This is a genomic window from Methylobacterium aquaticum (assembly GCF_001043915.1).
Lineage (GTDB): Bacteria > Pseudomonadota > Alphaproteobacteria > Rhizobiales > Beijerinckiaceae > Methylobacterium > Methylobacterium aquaticum.
Genome location: NZ_LABX01000252.1, coordinates 35593 through 49712, shown reverse-complemented (window position 1 = coordinate 49712; position 14120 = coordinate 35593). Strand labels below are relative to the sequence as shown.

Sequence of the window (14120 nt, the reverse complement as noted above, 5' to 3'; positions counted from 1 at the left end):
CTGTAGCGCAGTGGCGGGCGCTCACGCCGCCGCCACGGTCTCAGGGGCCGCCAAGGCGCCGCTGCCGCCCACCGGCAATGTCTGCGAGCAGCAGATGACGCAGGCCGCGGCGCGGCACGGCGTCCCCCTCGGCATGCTCTACGCCGTCGGGCTGACCGAGAGCGGCAATCGCGGCTCGTTGCAGCCCTACGCGATGAATATCGGCGGCAAGGCGTATTTCGGGTCGAGCGCCGCCGACGTGATCCGGCGCCTGGGGGAGGCGCAGGCCAGCGGCGTGCGCCTCGTCGACCTCGGCTGCATGCAGATCAACCACCATTATCACCGGGCGAAGTTCTCCTCGCTCGAGGCGATGATCGACCCGCGCCAGAACGTCGAATACGCGACGGTCTTCCTCAAGGAGCTGAAGGCCCGGGAGGGAAGCTGGACCCTGGCGGTGGCCCGGTACCATGCCGGCCCGAACAACAACCCGGCCCAGAAGCAATATGTCTGCCGGGTCATCGCCAACATGGTGGCCTCCGGGTTCGGCCAGTGGACCCCGGGCGCCAAGACGTTCTGCAAGTAATACCAACGGCCCAAGATGCTGACGCATCGATTCGATCTCGGGCAGGCCCGAGATCGACGCGGCCGCTGATCCACTCTCGAATTGTCGATGCCAAGCGCAGATGTCCGGGACCTTGGGCTTGGCGAAAATTCGAGAACGGCACCAAAGGTCGGTTTCAACGACCGTTGGTAGAAGACCGGCGATCGTCGACACCGGATTGTTTCATTCTCGACGTGTCGCCAAGGTCGAGATGCCGGTCCGAGGGGGCGGATGTCCGCGCGCGGCATCGACAATGCGAGATGGTCGCCGGCTCGGCGGCGACGATGACGCGACAACAAGGAACCACGGGGCGTTGCGCCGCGCAGCTCTGCCGGGTGCTACTGGCCCGGTGGTACAAAGCGTGTCGTCGGCGCAGTCGCGACATGTCGGTATTGTGTACGGATGGGCCGGAACGGTGCGGTCCGCTACGTCATGATGGAACCTTGCGGTGCCCGGTATGGCGCGGCGAGCGTCCCTTACCCGACGTAGGTGTAACCGATATAGCGTTTGGCCTCGATCGGGTCGTGGCCGAGGGCTTGCGCCAGCTTCTTGCGCAGCTTGCTGACATGACCCTCGACCACGCTCTCCTCGACGCCATCGGTGTAGACGCCGTAGACCCCGTTGAAGAGCTGGGTCTTGGTCACCCGCCGGCCCCGGTTGCGGACCAGGAATTCCAGGATGTGCCGCTCCCGCCGCGGCAGGACGAAGGGAACGCCGTCGATCTCCGGATCGCGCCCGTCGAAGAAGACCTTCAGCCGCTCGGACGCCCGGCCTTGCGGGGCAGGCGGTGTTTGCGCCTCGTCCGGCACTGGGGCGGCCGGGTCGGGCGCCGGTGGCGGCTCGCCATTGACGCGGCGCCAGATCGCCTCGGCCCGGGCAAGGATCTCCCGGACATGCACGGGCTTGGGCAGAACGTCGTCGATCCCGGCATCGAACAGCACCAGGGTCTGTTCGAGCGACCGCGAATCGGCCAGGGCGATGATCGGAGCCCGGGATTGCCGACGGATCGTGCTGGCGCAGCGGGCGCGCTCCTCGAAATCGCCCAGCAGGAAACCCTGGACCGCATCGAGATCGCTGCGGGTCGCCGTTTCGATCCAGCTCGTGAACTCTTCCGGCGACAGAGAAAAGGACGACACTCCCTCTCTGTCGAATCCAGCTTTGAAACCCGCATTGACCGATTTCCTGGCATCAACCAAGAAATACATCTGTTGCACCCTCAATCGAGCCCGGTCGGACGACGCCGCACCGACCTGTCCCTCGTCTTGTCGTGCAGACCGGAACCTTGGGTCGTCCGGCACGCGGCAGGGCCCGCGCCGATTCGAATGCCTGCGGGTTCCGATTTGCCCCGACCGAAGTCATGTCTGGGCGGCTGCGCGCGGTCAATGACCGCCGCATCGCAACAGGCCCGCTTCGCGGGGCTTTTTTAGGAAAACCCCTGGGGTGTGTGCGGAGGGACGCGTTAAGCCAGGGTTAGCTCGGCGGGTCGCGGCGTGAGAGGCAGCGCGGCCGATTCGGCTTTCATCGATCGAGAGAACCGCCTGTCTCGACACCGCGCGGGAGGTCGCCGGTCCGGCTGACCCGAGGCGGCGACAATCGCGGTGTTGGGCAACGATCGGGAGCGGCCTTCGCGCCGGGCAGCGGCTTCAGGCGACCCGGGCCTCCGAAAGGGCGCGGGCAAAGGCGTCGAGTTGCAGGGGCGGGCCGTCCTCGGCCAGGATGCGCTGGATCGCGACCCCGACGAAGCAGCCGTCGAGGACGAGCTTGAAGAACACCGTCACGGGCTTCGCCGCGAACTCCATGTCGAGGACCACCTGCATCGAGCGGCCCCAGTCGAGGCAGACATCGGCGGCATCGGCATAGGTGAGCGTGGCCTGCTTGAAGAACGGCTCGGCCGAGGAGGCGACCAGATCGGCGATGTTGCCGTGCCGCTCGCCCCGCACCCAGCCGATCAGCACGCTGCCGTCGAGCAGGCAGAATTCGGTGATGAAATCACGGAGCGCGGTCGCGAACACCGCCTCGGCCGCCGCGATCACGTCCCGGGAGATCGTCCGGGCCTGCGCGAGATCGTGGTCTTGAGGGATCATCGTTGTCTCGCGAACAGGAAGAACAGGATCTGCGCGACCGCGCGGTAGAACTCCGCAGGGATCATCTGGTCGACTTGGACAGCATCATACAGCGACCTTGCGAGAGGCTTGTCTTCGATCACCGGGATGCCGTTCTGCTCGGCGATCTCGCGGATGCGAAGGGCGATCAGGTCCTGGCCCTTGGCGAGCACCATCGGCGCCGGCCCCTCGGAGGGCTCGTAGCGCAAAGCCACCGCGAAATGGGTCGGGTTGGCGATGACGACGGTGGCGCGGTTGACTTGCCCGAGCATCCGCTTGCGGGTGCGGTCCAGGGCGAGCGAGCGCAGGCGCGCCTTGACGGTCGGATCGCCCTCGATCTGCTTGTGCTCGTCCTTGATCTCCTGGCGCGACATCCGCAGCGAGCGCTGCCACCGCAGGCGCGCCCAGACGAGGTCGCCCGCGACGATCACGATGGTGGCGATGCTCACGGCCGAGACCAGGCGGATCGCGGTCGTCAGGATCAGCTCGGGGAGCTGGCTCGGGTCGACGAACATGGCACTCACGGCTTTGGCCTGTTCCGAGCGCAGGAGCAGGAGGACGACGAGACTGACTGATGAGACTTTAAGGACCGCTTTCAGAAACTCGATCTGGCCGGCGCGGCCGAAGATCCGGCTCCAGCCCGAGGCCGGGGAGATGCGGTTCCATTTCGGGGCGATCCGGTCCGAGACGAGGCTCGGGACGTTCTGGGCGAGGGAGGCGACGAGCCCGAAGCCGGACAGGACCAGCAGGATCGGGGTGAGGAACCGGCCGAGGGCGAAGCCGGTGGCCTGCATCAGGGTCAGGGCGTCCTCGGCCGAGGCCAGGGAGAACCCGCCCGGATGGTCGAAGAACGCGGCGAGGTCCCGGGCGAGGGCCGCCGCCTGCCCCCGCACCACCAGGCTGAGGCAGACCAGGAGGCCGAGGATCGAGGCGAAGACCGGGGCCTCGCGGGAGAAGGGCACGTCGCCCTTCTCGATCGCGTCGCGCACCTTCCGCTCGGTGGCGGCTTCGGTCTTGCTCTCCTGGTCGGTATCCTCAGCCATGGGCGGAGACGCGGGGCGCGAGCCCCGCCCCGGCCGGTCGCCTCACGCGATCCTCGCGGGACCGCGGCGCGAGCGTGCCCGTCGGGCACCACTCAGCGGATGAGAGCTTCATCCTCGCCTCCCGGGTTGATCTCGATCTCGCCGCGGCCCGCCATGTCCATGGCGAGGTCGGTGATGCTGCGGCGCGCCTCCATCACGTCGCGCTGGGCGGCGGGCTCGCCGCCGTTGAGTTCGTGCTCGACCATGCGGCGGACGCGGGCCGAGAGCGCGCTCAGCACCACCGTGCGGAACTCCGCGTCGGTGCCCTTGAGGGCCAGAACCAGGCGGTCGTTGGGCACCGCGTCGAACAGGGTGGTGCGCGCGCGCGGCGCCAGCTTGACGATGTCGTCGAAGGTGAAGAGCAGGCCCTTGAGGATCTCGACCGATTTCGGCCGCGAATCGGCGAGGCTGGTCAGCGCCTCGTCCATCTGCTGGCGGTCCATCTTGTTGATGATGTCGGCCATCTTGGCGTGGGTGTCGGCGCCGGAATTGCGCGACCCGTTGATCAGGAAGTCCTCGTGCAGGGCCCGCTCGACCGCCTGCATCACGTCGTCGGTCACCGGCTTGAAGCTCAGCATCCGCCGCATCACGGTGTTGCGCACCGGCAGCGGCAGGTGCCCCATCACCTTGGCGGCGATGGCCGGCTTGACCCGCGACAGGATCAGGGCGGCGGTCTGCGGGTGTTCCTTGACGAGGTAGCTCGCCAGCGTGCTCTCCGACACGGTTGCCATCCGCTCCCAGACCGAGCGGTTGGCGTTGCCGCGCAGGTCGGCCAGGATGTCGGCGACCTGATCGGCCGGCAGCAGACCGGTCAGGAGCTTCTCGACCTCGTTCACCGTGCCGACGAGGCTCGAGCCGCTGGCAAATTCCTCGGCGAAGGTCTCGACCACGGTGTCGACCAGGTCGGGGCTCACCGCGCCGAGCCGCGAAGCCGACTGGGTGATCCGCTTGATCTCGTCGGGCTCGAAATACTTGAGAAGGCGCCCCGCCGCGGGCTTGCCCATGGCCAGGAGCAGGGTCGCGACCTGGTCGACGGGTGCGAGCTGCCGGGAGGCGCTGCGCAAGGCCGGGGGGGGCGCCGCAAAGTTCACGCGATCAGCCGTTCTGTGCGGCGTCGGCCGGGCCGACCACCTCGGTCAGCGAGACGCCGAAGCGGGAATTCTCTTCCTCGACGATGACGATCTCGCCCCGGGCGATCACCCGGCCGTTGACCATCACGTCGACGGGCTCGCCGACCCGGTGGTCGAGGGACACGATCGCGCCGCGGCCGAGCTTCATCAGGTTGGAGACCGGCATGGTCGCCGAGCCGAGCACCACCTGGACCAGGACGGGGATGCGCAGGATCGAATCGAGGTTGCGTCCGTCATCGGCCGGCTGCGGCCCGGGCTGGGACCCCTGGCTCGGGAGGACGGGGCTGGCGCCGGCATCGGGGAAGGGGCTCGTGCTCATCGCGGGCTCGCGTCGCAGTCTCGAAATGTCCCTGACAGTCCTAAGCGCCCAAGCTGATCCGAAGCTTGCGGCGGCGTCCGTTCGCTCTCACCCGGTTGCGGGCGCCCCGGGCGCGAGGCGACCGGCGTGCCGGCATGGCGATGCGCCCCGCCGGCACGGTCCGGGCGGAGCGGATCGCCAGAGCAGTGTCCAACGAAAGGAATACCGGTTCGTTCAGGCCAAACGGTGAAATCGACGGGCCGGCCCGCCGCGCCCCGGGATGGCACGGTCGGGCGCCTGCCGTCAGCGGCCGCTGCGCTCGGCAACCGGTCTGTCCGGGGCCACCACGCGCTGGCCGGCCTCGAGGGCGTCGATCGTCGCCTTCGCCTCGTCGATCTTGGCGCTCAAAGCCTCCAGGACCGCGCGGCCCTCGCCGGTGAAGTTGCGCACCGCCTCGCTGGCGCTGGCGAGCGCGTGGCCGGAGGCCGCGACCGCCTGTCCGTACTCGGCCTGGGCGCGATCGAGGCGCTTGAGCTTCAAGTAGAGCGGCAGCACGCAGGCATTGGTGCCGACCAGGGCGGCGAGCAGCACTCCGTCAACCAGCGAGACCATGCTCTGCCCCTTCCTTGTCCTGAATGGCCTCGTCGATTCTCAGGACGTAGGCCCCCTGCGACTGCCCGGCATGGCACCAGAACAGCGGCTTGTCGTTGCCCTCGAGCTTGATCCGCGTCGCCGGCGTGGCGTCGAGGGCGATCACCTGGCCGACCTTCAGCCCGGCGATCTCGCCGAGCGTCAGGTGGCGCTCCTCCAGCACGGCGCGCAGCTGCACCGTGGTCTTCTGCACTTCGGCGGCGATCTGGCTCGTCCAGCGCGGGTCGCGGCGGGTGCTGGTCTCGCCGGTCAGCACCTTGGCGAGGCTCGGCCGCAGCGGGTTGAGCACCGTCTGCGGGATGATGATGAACATCTCGCCGCCGCGGCTGAGCGCCTGGATCAGGAACTTCGCCTGGATCGCCTTGTTGCTGCGCCGGCCGATCACCGCGAATTCCATCCGCGTCTCGGTGCGTTCCAGGGTGAACGCCGTCTTCGAGACGAGGCCGAAGGAGGCTTCGAGTGCCCGGCCGACCTGCTCCAGGATGATCTGGGCGATCCGCAGCTCGATCGCCGAGAAGGCCCGCTCGTCGTCGACCGGCTGCTCCGTGCCGTCGGCGCCGAACAGCACCTCGACCATGGTGAAGACGAAGTCGCGGTCGAGGCCGACCAGGATGTGGCCGTCCCAGGCCGGGGCCTGGAAGATGCCCACCACCGCCCTTGCGTCGTAGGCGTCGAGGAAGTCGCCGAAGCGGCCGCTCTCGACGCCGTTCAGCGAGTAGAGGATCGACGAGGCGGCGAGGTGCTTGAGGCTGTCGCCGCAGGCGGTGGCCAGGCGGTCGAAGATGAGCTGCAACATCGGCAGCCGGTCCAGGGAGAGGCCGGCGGCCTCCTGGATGCGGGCGCGGATGTCGGCGGGGTTCGTGAGGATCGTCGGGTCCATGGAGAGGTGTCCCGGCTCTCAGGGCGCGTCGCGGAGGAGGATCGTCATGAGGAGGAACGGCATGAGGATCCTCATGCCGCCTCGCGGTTCTGGGCGCCCGGAACGGTGGCGGCCTCGACCTCGTCGATGGTCGGACGGTCGGCGGCGGCGATGCCCTTGCGGCCGTGCTCGATCGCCACCTGCGGCAGGGCGCCGTTCATGTAGGCGATCAGGCTCTGCTTGACGATGGTGTAGACCGAGCACTGCTTCTCGCGCACGCCCTTCACCTTGATGGCGAGCGGTGCCAGCACGCCGTAGGAGGCGAACACCCCGAAGAACGTGCCGACGAGCGCCGCGCCGATCAGGCCGCCGAGGATCTGCGGCGACTGGTCGAGCGCGCCCATCGCCTTCACGATGCCGAGCACCGCCGCGACGATCCCGAGCGCCGGCAGGGCTTCGGCCACCGTGTTGATCGCCCCGTAGGGCTTGAGCGCGTATTTCTTGTGCGTGCCGATCTCCTCCTCCATCAGCGCCTCGATCTCGTGCGAGCGGGCGCCGCCGATCAGGATCAGCCGGCAGTAATCGCAGATGAACAGGACCAGGTTCTGGTCCTTCGTCACATCCGGATAGTTCTTGAAGATCTCGGAATTCGCCGGATCGTCGAAGTGGGTCTCGACCTCGTTGCGCGGCTTGGTCTTGATCTCGCGCAGGAGGGCGTGGAGCAGGCCGAGCAGCGACAGGAAGTCCTTGCGCTTCGGGCCCTTGCCACTGAACGCCTCCATGGTCGCCTTGCCGGAATCGACCACGGTCTTCATCGGGTTGGCGATCACGAAGGTGCCGGCCGCCATGCCGCCGATGATGACGAATTCCCAGGGCTGCCAGATCACGATCAGGTGGCCGCCCATGGCCACGAAGCCGCCGAGCATGCAGCCGATGGCGATGACGAGGCCGACAATGATCCCCATGTCCTGCGATGCTCCGTCTTGATCCAGGACGGCTCTAAGGCCGGTGGCTTGCGCGGGGCTTTTTCGGGCGGGCCCGGGTGCCAGGCTGGGAGCCGTGTGCCGGGCTGGGACCGCCCCGCCGCCGCGTCCCGCGGCCCTCGCGGCCGATTCAACCTGATTCCGTCGCGGGTTATCCGAGTGTCATCCTGGTTTTCCCCAGGCTGTCGTTGGGCCAGGGGCGGCTTAAGTGCTTGATAAGGCGAGTCTCGCGATAGTCACACCTGTCGCCGGGGCCCACAAGGGCTTCGGCGGCAGGATCAGTGGAGGGCTTGACTAGCCCTAGACATGATGTCGACCCGCTGGCCCCGGTGAGAAGCCGGATGTGTTGAAAGCTCAGACGGTACGTTGCTGGTCCGCGGGCCGATGAGGCCCGCGGACTCAGGCGCCGATCCGCTGAACCGGTACGAGCCCGGACTCCTGCACATTCCCGCCACCGCGCAACACCGGATGAATCAGCCGTGACCAGCCTTCTCACCAACACCGCCGCGATGACGGCGCTGACGACGCTCAAGACCATCAACCAGACCCTCGACACGACCAGCAACCGCGTCTCGACCGGCCAGCGCGTCGCCGCCGCCTCGGACAACGCCGCCTACTGGTCGATCGCCACCACGGTCCGCACCGACAACGCCTCGCTCTCGGCGGTGAAGGACTCGCTGGGCCTCGGTTCGTCGGCCGTCGACACCGCCTATAACGGTGTCACCAGCGTCATCACCAACCTCCAGAACATGCGGACCAAGCTGCAGACCGCCTTGCAGCCGGGCATCGACCGCTCGAAGGTCCAGACCGAGATCGCCGCCATCCAGAGCCAGATGAAGGCCGTCGCCGACTCGTCGGTGTCGTCCGGTCAGAACTGGCTCTCGGTCAACTCCGCCGATTCGGCCTATATCGACGTCCGGTCGGTGGTGGCCGGCTTCTCGCGCGACAAGACCGGTGCCATCACGTTCTCGACGGTCAACATCTCCACCCAGGCGATTCGCCTCTACGACTCGAACTCGGGCGGCACCCAGGCGACCACCGCCAAGACGACGGCCAGCACGGCGCTCGCGAGCACGACCGACTTCAGCACCACCGGCGTCGCAACCTTCTCGCTGAAGGCGAATAACGGCACCGCCGACACCATCACGCTGACCAAGACGAGCCTGGCCTCGGCGGTGCAGAACCTCGCCGCGGTGACGCAGCAGGAGCTGGTCAACGCGATCAACAACCAGATCGCGGCCTCGGCCAACACCTCCGGCAAGATCCAGGCGAGCCTGGACGGCTCGAACCGTCTGGTGTTCGAGACGATCGGCGGCGCCGCCACCGGCACCACCGCCAAGATCGACCTGGTGATGGACGCCGCGGCGACCGTCAACATCGGCTACGGTGCGGCCTCGGCGACGGCGACGGCGAGCGGCACGGCCGCTGGCGCGGGTGCGGGCGGCGGCATCCTCGACACGGGCGGCGCCAGCTCGGTGGCGTCGCTGAAGATCTACGATGCCGCCACCGGCGCGGTGAGCGACAACGTCCTGAAGGGCTACATCAACTCGGTCGAGGCGGCCATCGCCAAGGTGACCGACGTGGGTACCAAGCTCGGCGCCAACAAGACGCAGATCGACGGCCAGAAGAACTTCGTCGACACGCTGATGAAGGTGAACGACCGGACGATCGGCACGCTGGTGGATGCCGACATCGAGGAGGAGTCGACGAAGCTGAAGGCGCTCCAGACGCAGCAGCAGCTGGCGGTGCAGGCGCTCTCGATCGCCAACGCTTCGAGCCAGAACGTTCTCTCGCTCTTCCGCTAAGCGATTGGCCCGGCGTCGGCCGGGCACCGGATGCCAAGAAGGCCGCGCCCGGCACCGGGCGCGGCCTTCTTCGCGTCCACGGTTTTCGCGACGGGGGCGGTGCCGCTCCCCCGCTTCGTCGGTGGCGCGCTCTCCCGCCGGATCCGCAACCGACGCCTGGGCCGCGCCCCTCGAAACGTGGTGGCCGCCGGCCCTTGGGAGAGCGTGTCTGCCACGCCGCCCCGGCCTATCCGTCAGGGTGGTCGCCGCTGGCTCGGCCACTTTGATGAGCGGAGCCGAACCTGCCGCTTTCGCTGGCGCATCGGTCCGTTCGAGGCATCGATCCGACCGGTTCCGCCGCCGGCCTGTTCCGTCGATCCGAGAGGAAACGGGCCTCTCGCGCCACCACACGGGCACGATCCCGGCCGGTTCCAGATCCGGACTGGCGGGGGGGTTTAACCTTAATCACCTGCTAAGTCGTTCTTGCCATTATCAGGTCATCGGCAAGGGCGCTCCCCGGCGGGGGCGCGGTGCCGGCGAAAGCTTCCAGCGGCCGGGTTCCGTCCCGGAGACATGACGTCGCTCCGCTGCGCCGGTGAAAGTCCGGATGTCCCCCCGCAGCGTGACCCCGAGTACCGGGGGTCAAGGTTCCTGACGGCCACCGCGCCCCGGCGCGAGCCCGTTAACGGACCTCTTTCGACACACTCTCCCGGAAAGCCCAACCGATGACCAGCCTTCTCACCAACACCGCCGCGATGACGGCGCTGACGACGCTCAAGACCATCAACCAGAATCTCGACACGACCAGCAACCGCGTCTCCACCGGCCAGCGCGTCGCCGCCGCCTCGGACAACGCCGCCTACTGGTCGATCGCCACCACGGTCCGCACCGACAACGCCTCGCTCTCGGCGGTGAAGGACTCGCTGGGCCTCGGCTCGTCGGCGGTCGACACCGCCTATAACGGCGTCACGAGCGTCATCACCAACCTCCAGAACATGCGGACCAAGCTGCAGACCGCCTTGCAGCCGGGCATCGACCGCTCGAAGGTCCAGACCGAGATCGCCGCCATCCAGAACCAGATGAAGGCCGTCGCCGACTCGTCGGTGTCGTCGGGTCAGAACTGGCTCTCGGTCAACTCCGCGGATGCCTCCTATACCGACATCCGGTCGGTGGTCGCCGGCTTCTCGCGCGACAAGACCGGTGCCATCACCTTCTCCGTCGTGAACGTCTCGACCCAGGCGATCCGCCTCTACGACTCGAATTCGGGCGGCACCCAGGCGACCACCGCCAAGACGGTGGCCGGTACGGCGCTCTCGAGCACGACCGACTTCAGCACCACCGGCGTCGCGACCTTCTCGCTGAAGGCGAATAACGGCACCGCCGACACCATCACGCTGACCAAGACGAGCCTGGCCTCGGCGGTGCAGAACCTCGCCGCGGTGACGCAGCAGGAGCTGGTCAACGCGATCAACAACCAGATCGCGGCCTCGGCCAACACCTCCGGCAAGATCCAGGCGAGCCTGGACGGCTCGAACCGTCTGGTGTTCGAGACGATCGGCGGCGCCGCCACCGGCACCACCGCCAAGATCGACCTGGTGATGGACGCCGCGGCGACCGTCAACATCGGCTACGGTGCGGCTGCGGCGACGGCGACGGCGACCGGCACGGCCGCTGGCGCAGGTGCGGGCGGCGGCATCCTCGACACGGGCGGCGCCAGCTCGGTGGCGTCGCTGAAGATCTACGATGCCGCCACCGGCGCGGTGAGCGACAACGTCCTGAAGGGCTACATCAACTCGGTCGAGGCGGCCATCGCCAAGGTGACCGATGCCGGCACCAAGCTCGGCGCCAACAAGACGCAGATCGATGGCCAGAAGAACTTCGTCGACACGCTGATGAAGGTGAACGACCGGACGATCGGCACGCTGGTGGATGCCGACATCGAGGAGGAGTCGACGAAGCTGAAGGCGCTCCAGACGCAGCAGCAGCTGGCGGTGCAGGCGCTCTCGATCGCCAACGCGGCGAGCCAGAACGTCCTCTCGCTCTTCCGCTAAGATCCTCGACCGCCGCCCCACCGGCGGCCGTCGCCTTCGATCACGAAGCCTCGGGCGCTCGGTCGCCCGGGGCTTTCGTCATCTCGACCACAGGCGGGGAGGGGGGTCAACCGACGAAGGTGTAGCCGGCCAGGCGCTTGGCCTCGATCGGGTCGTAGCCGAGGCGCATCCGCAGCTTCTTGCGCAGCTTGCTGATGTGGCCCTCGACCACGCTCTCGTCGACCGCGGTATCGAGGTCGCCATAGACCGCCTTGAAGATCTGGCCCTTGGTCACCGGCCGGCCGCGGTTGCGGGCGAGGTAATCCAGGATGTCGCGCTCGCGCCGGGGCAGCATCAGGCTCTGGCCGTCGATCTCGGGATCGCGCCCGTCGGTGTGGACGGTCAGGCGGCCGCTCTTGTCCGGGGTGCTCGCGGGCTTCGCCTCGCTGCGATTCGTGCGGCGGCGGATCGCGCCGGCCCGGGCGATGATCTCGCGGACATGCACGGGCTTGCGCACCACGTCGTCAATTCCGGCGGTGAACAGCGCGAGGGTCTGCTCGAGGGAGCGGGTCTCGTTGAGAGCGATGATCGGCGCGCCCGACAGGCTGCGCAACGCCGCCGTGAACGCCATCCGGTCGGCGAAGTCGCCGATCAGGAAGCCCTGGACCGCCGCCAGGTCCTGAGGCGGCGTGGCGTCGATCCAGGTCCGGACGTCCCGCACGTCCAGCCCCCGGGCTGCCACGCCCTCCACACTGAAGCCTTCCACATAGTGTGCGGCCACGCTTTCCCGCTCGTCGACGACGATGTACACGTCAGCCCCCAAGATTTTTAGACGAGTTGTTCAGTTCCGGTGCCACGAGTGGCAACGGGGTTGTCTCGCGTTGATTTGTCAAAGCTTGCCGGATCTTCGCAGTGGACTTGCGTCGATGGTCGGCTCGCGCGGTGAGGCGCGATCGGGTTAATGGTTTGTTTAAACGACTTTCGCGCCGAAATGGTTAATTTTTTGTTATCCAGAGGGCCGTGGTGTCCACTCGCGGCCACACTCCGTGTCGGGGCGGCCACGCGCGGTCGCAGAATCGATTGAAATCAAGGGTTTGGAAAGGTTTCTGCCGTGCCGTGAGGCTGTTGCCTCCGTGCAACATTCCGGAGATCCGTCGCCGACCATCGGGCACGCCCCCGCACCGACCCCGTCGAAGGCGGTGCTCGGCCCGCTTTTTCCAGAGAAATGATTCGTGACACCGCCTCGGATGAATCGGCCGCCCCGGCCGGTGGCGAATCTCTTCACTGTTACATCCGGGGGCGCGCCGGAGGATCTCGCCATCGAAGGGCGCCTCCCTTCGCCAGCCAGGCGGGCTCAGGCGCCTTCTCATAGACAAGAGCGGCCTCCCCGATCCCGGTGCGGGATCGGGGAGGCCGCTGATCCGAAGAGCGGCGCCCCGACGGGGCGCCGGCTTTACCAGCCGCGCATCTCGTCGTGGTTCGGGCGCCGGCCCTGCGGGGTCAGTCCGTCGATCACGCCCGGCAGCACCTGGGCGAGCTGCGCCAGCAGGTCGTCCCGGTTCATCCCGGTCTGGCGGCTCAGGGTCTCGACCGTGTCGGGACCGAGTGCCTGGGCGAGCTGGTGCGGCGCGATCGACCGGTTGTGACCCGGGCCGATCCACGACTCGATCAGCTCCCCGAGACCGCCTTGGCGGAAGCGGTCGATGAGCTGGTCGAGGCCACCCCCCGCCGCATCCTCGGGCTGCTCCCGGTCCATGCGCGAAGACGGGCCGGGGCTCTGGTCGAACGGGTTGCGCATCCCGCTGGGGGAGGGGGCATCCGGGCCGCCGGGACCGTCGAGCATCCCGGCGAGATCGGAATAGGGATTGTTCGGATCCTCGCCGCGCCGGGGGACGGGCGCGGCGTCACGCGGATCGGGCGTGCCGTAGCCGTGCGGGTCCGGGGCGTATCCGTCATCGCGGCCGCCCCGCGGCACCGGCCGCTCGCCGCTGCCGAAGATGTCGCCGAAGCCGCCCTGCATCGCCTTGGCGGCGAGCAGCATCAGCAGCGCCTTGACCAGGGGCGACATCCCCCCGGAACCGCCGTCGCGCTCCTCCTCCTGCCGGCTGCCGCCCCCGAGGACGTTGCCGAGCACCGAACCGATGACCTGATCGAGCAGACCCATGGCACCTCTCCTCGCGCGTGCCGCGCGGGTGGTTAACCATAGCGGCCGGCCGCGGTTGCCTCAACGCCGGTCGCCGGCCCCGTCGCCGCCGCCCGTGGCGCGCCGGTCCTTGGGCTCGATCTGGTCGAGAGGATTGGCCCGCGAGCGCGCGCCGCCGCTCAGCCCGGTCTCACCCGGCATCACCTTCGTGTCGGGCGTGATCGCCTGGGGTGGGGCGACCCCGGCCCCGTCGCCGCGGGTGCCGTCGGGCAGGTCAGCCTGGGTCGGCTGGTCGCGCCGGTCCGAGATCGCGTGGGCCGGGGCGGCGCCCCCGAGGAGAAGAAGAACGGGAAGGAGGAGGCTGGCGGGCGAGGGCATGGCGGTCTCCTGCGGAGCGACGGCCTTGACGGAAGTGAGTCGCGGGCGAGCATGGCCGAGACGCGCTCCCAGCCGCGGCGACGACCTTGGGGCCGGGTGG

14 protein-coding genes are annotated in these 14120 nt (G+C 68.3%); 3 read left to right on the top strand and 11 right to left on the bottom strand.

Annotated elements, in window-relative coordinates:
- On the top strand, positions 1–562 hold a 562-nt coding region (locus tag VP06_RS27820), incomplete at its 5' end, for a transglycosylase SLT domain-containing protein (protein ID WP_425350956.1).
- Positions 563–1056: 494 nt separating this feature from the next.
- Here VP06_RS27820 and VP06_RS27815 read toward each other — a convergent pair.
- The 8 genes from VP06_RS27815 to motA all read right to left on the bottom strand — a co-directional run bounded on the left by VP06_RS27815 (position 1057) and on the right by motA (position 7667).
- Positions 1057–1785, bottom strand: coding sequence for a response regulator transcription factor (locus tag VP06_RS27815; protein ID WP_048467049.1), 729 nt, complete (start codon positions 1783–1785; stop codon positions 1057–1059).
- 438 nt (positions 1786–2223) lie between these two features.
- Positions 2224–2664, bottom strand: coding sequence for a hypothetical protein (locus tag VP06_RS27810; protein ID WP_048467048.1), 441 nt, complete (start codon positions 2662–2664; stop codon positions 2224–2226).
- Complete coding sequence (locus tag VP06_RS27805) at positions 2661–3725, bottom strand: EscU/YscU/HrcU family type III secretion system export apparatus switch protein (protein ID WP_048467047.1); 1065 nt, start codon at positions 3723–3725, stop codon at positions 2661–2663. Before VP06_RS27805 ends, VP06_RS27810 begins: the two co-directional genes overlap by 4 nt.
- A 92-nt stretch (positions 3726–3817) precedes the next feature.
- Positions 3818–4855: a flagellar motor switch protein FliG gene (locus VP06_RS27800; RefSeq protein WP_048467046.1), complete on the bottom strand. Its 1038-nt coding sequence runs from the start codon at positions 4853–4855 to the stop codon at positions 3818–3820.
- A 4-nt stretch (positions 4856–4859) separates the two neighbouring features.
- Positions 4860–5213: a flagellar motor switch protein FliN gene (gene fliN, locus VP06_RS27795; protein ID WP_048467045.1), complete on the bottom strand. Its 354-nt coding sequence runs from the start codon at positions 5211–5213 to the stop codon at positions 4860–4862.
- Positions 5214–5495: 282 nt separating this feature from the next.
- On the bottom strand, positions 5496–5804 hold the full coding sequence (locus tag VP06_RS27790; protein WP_048467044.1) for a hypothetical protein: 309 nt from the start codon (positions 5802–5804) through the stop codon (positions 5496–5498).
- Positions 5788–6723: a flagellar motor switch protein FliM gene (locus VP06_RS27785; protein WP_048467043.1), complete on the bottom strand. Its 936-nt coding sequence runs from the start codon at positions 6721–6723 to the stop codon at positions 5788–5790. Before VP06_RS27785 ends, VP06_RS27790 begins: the two co-directional genes overlap by 17 nt.
- 71 nt (positions 6724–6794) lie before the next feature.
- Positions 6795–7667, bottom strand: coding sequence for a flagellar motor stator protein MotA (gene motA / locus VP06_RS27780; protein WP_048467042.1), 873 nt, complete (start codon positions 7665–7667; stop codon positions 6795–6797).
- A gap of 497 nt (positions 7668–8164) precedes the next feature.
- On the opposite strand from motA, the gene VP06_RS27775 reads away from it, so the two are divergent.
- Positions 8165–9490: a flagellin N-terminal helical domain-containing protein gene (locus tag VP06_RS27775; RefSeq protein ID WP_048467041.1), complete on the top strand. Its 1326-nt coding sequence runs from the start codon at positions 8165–8167 to the stop codon at positions 9488–9490.
- A 704-nt stretch (positions 9491–10194) separates the two neighbouring features.
- A complete protein-coding gene (locus tag VP06_RS27770) occupies positions 10195–11520 on the top strand; it encodes a flagellin N-terminal helical domain-containing protein (protein ID WP_048467040.1) in 1326 nt (441 codons plus the stop codon).
- Positions 11521–11626: 106 nt separating this feature from the next.
- On the opposite strand, the gene VP06_RS27765 is transcribed toward VP06_RS27770, so the two are convergent.
- From VP06_RS27765 to VP06_RS27755, 3 genes are all read right to left on the bottom strand, one after another.
- Complete coding sequence (locus VP06_RS27765; protein ID WP_048467039.1) at positions 11627–12310, bottom strand: response regulator transcription factor; 684 nt, start codon at positions 12308–12310, stop codon at positions 11627–11629.
- A gap of 642 nt (positions 12311–12952) precedes the next feature.
- Positions 12953–13663 (bottom strand): YidB family protein, encoded by a 711-nt coding sequence (locus VP06_RS27760; RefSeq protein ID WP_048467038.1) that lies wholly within the window; start codon positions 13661–13663, stop codon positions 12953–12955.
- 60 nt (positions 13664–13723) lie between these two features.
- Positions 13724–14020 carry a hypothetical protein gene (locus VP06_RS27755; RefSeq protein WP_048467037.1) on the bottom strand — a complete coding sequence of 99 codons (297 nt, stop codon included), beginning with the start codon at positions 14018–14020 and terminating at the stop codon, positions 13724–13726.
- Positions 14021–14120: the final 100 nt, after the last annotated feature.

What these genes read in the sequence shown, in the direction of transcription:
- VP06_RS27815 (WP_048467049.1), bottom strand. Translation starts at nt 1,785, where the DNA reads ATGTATTTCTTGGTTGATGCCAGGAAATCGGTCAATGCGGGTTTCAAA.
- VP06_RS27810 (WP_048467048.1), bottom strand. Translation starts at nt 2,664, where the DNA reads ATGATCCCTCAAGACCACGATCTCGCGCAGGCCCGGACGATCTCCCGG.
- VP06_RS27805 (WP_048467047.1), bottom strand. Translation starts at nt 3,725, where the DNA reads ATGGCTGAGGATACCGACCAGGAGAGCAAGACCGAAGCCGCCACCGAG.
- fliN (WP_048467045.1), bottom strand. Translation starts at nt 5,213, where the DNA reads ATGAGCACGAGCCCCTTCCCCGATGCCGGCGCCAGCCCCGTCCTCCCG.
- VP06_RS27790 (WP_048467044.1), bottom strand. Translation starts at nt 5,804, where the DNA reads ATGGTCTCGCTGGTTGACGGAGTGCTGCTCGCCGCCCTGGTCGGCACC.
- VP06_RS27785 (WP_048467043.1), bottom strand. Translation starts at nt 6,723, where the DNA reads ATGGACCCGACGATCCTCACGAACCCCGCCGACATCCGCGCCCGCATC.
- motA (WP_048467042.1), bottom strand. Translation starts at nt 7,667, where the DNA reads ATGGGGATCATTGTCGGCCTCGTCATCGCCATCGGCTGCATGCTCGGC.
- VP06_RS27770 (WP_048467040.1), top strand. Translation starts at nt 10,195, where the DNA reads ATGACCAGCCTTCTCACCAACACCGCCGCGATGACGGCGCTGACGACG.
- VP06_RS27760 (WP_048467038.1), bottom strand. Translation starts at nt 13,663, where the DNA reads ATGGGTCTGCTCGATCAGGTCATCGGTTCGGTGCTCGGCAACGTCCTC.
- VP06_RS27755 (WP_048467037.1), bottom strand. Translation starts at nt 14,020, where the DNA reads ATGCCCTCGCCCGCCAGCCTCCTCCTTCCCGTTCTTCTTCTCCTCGGG.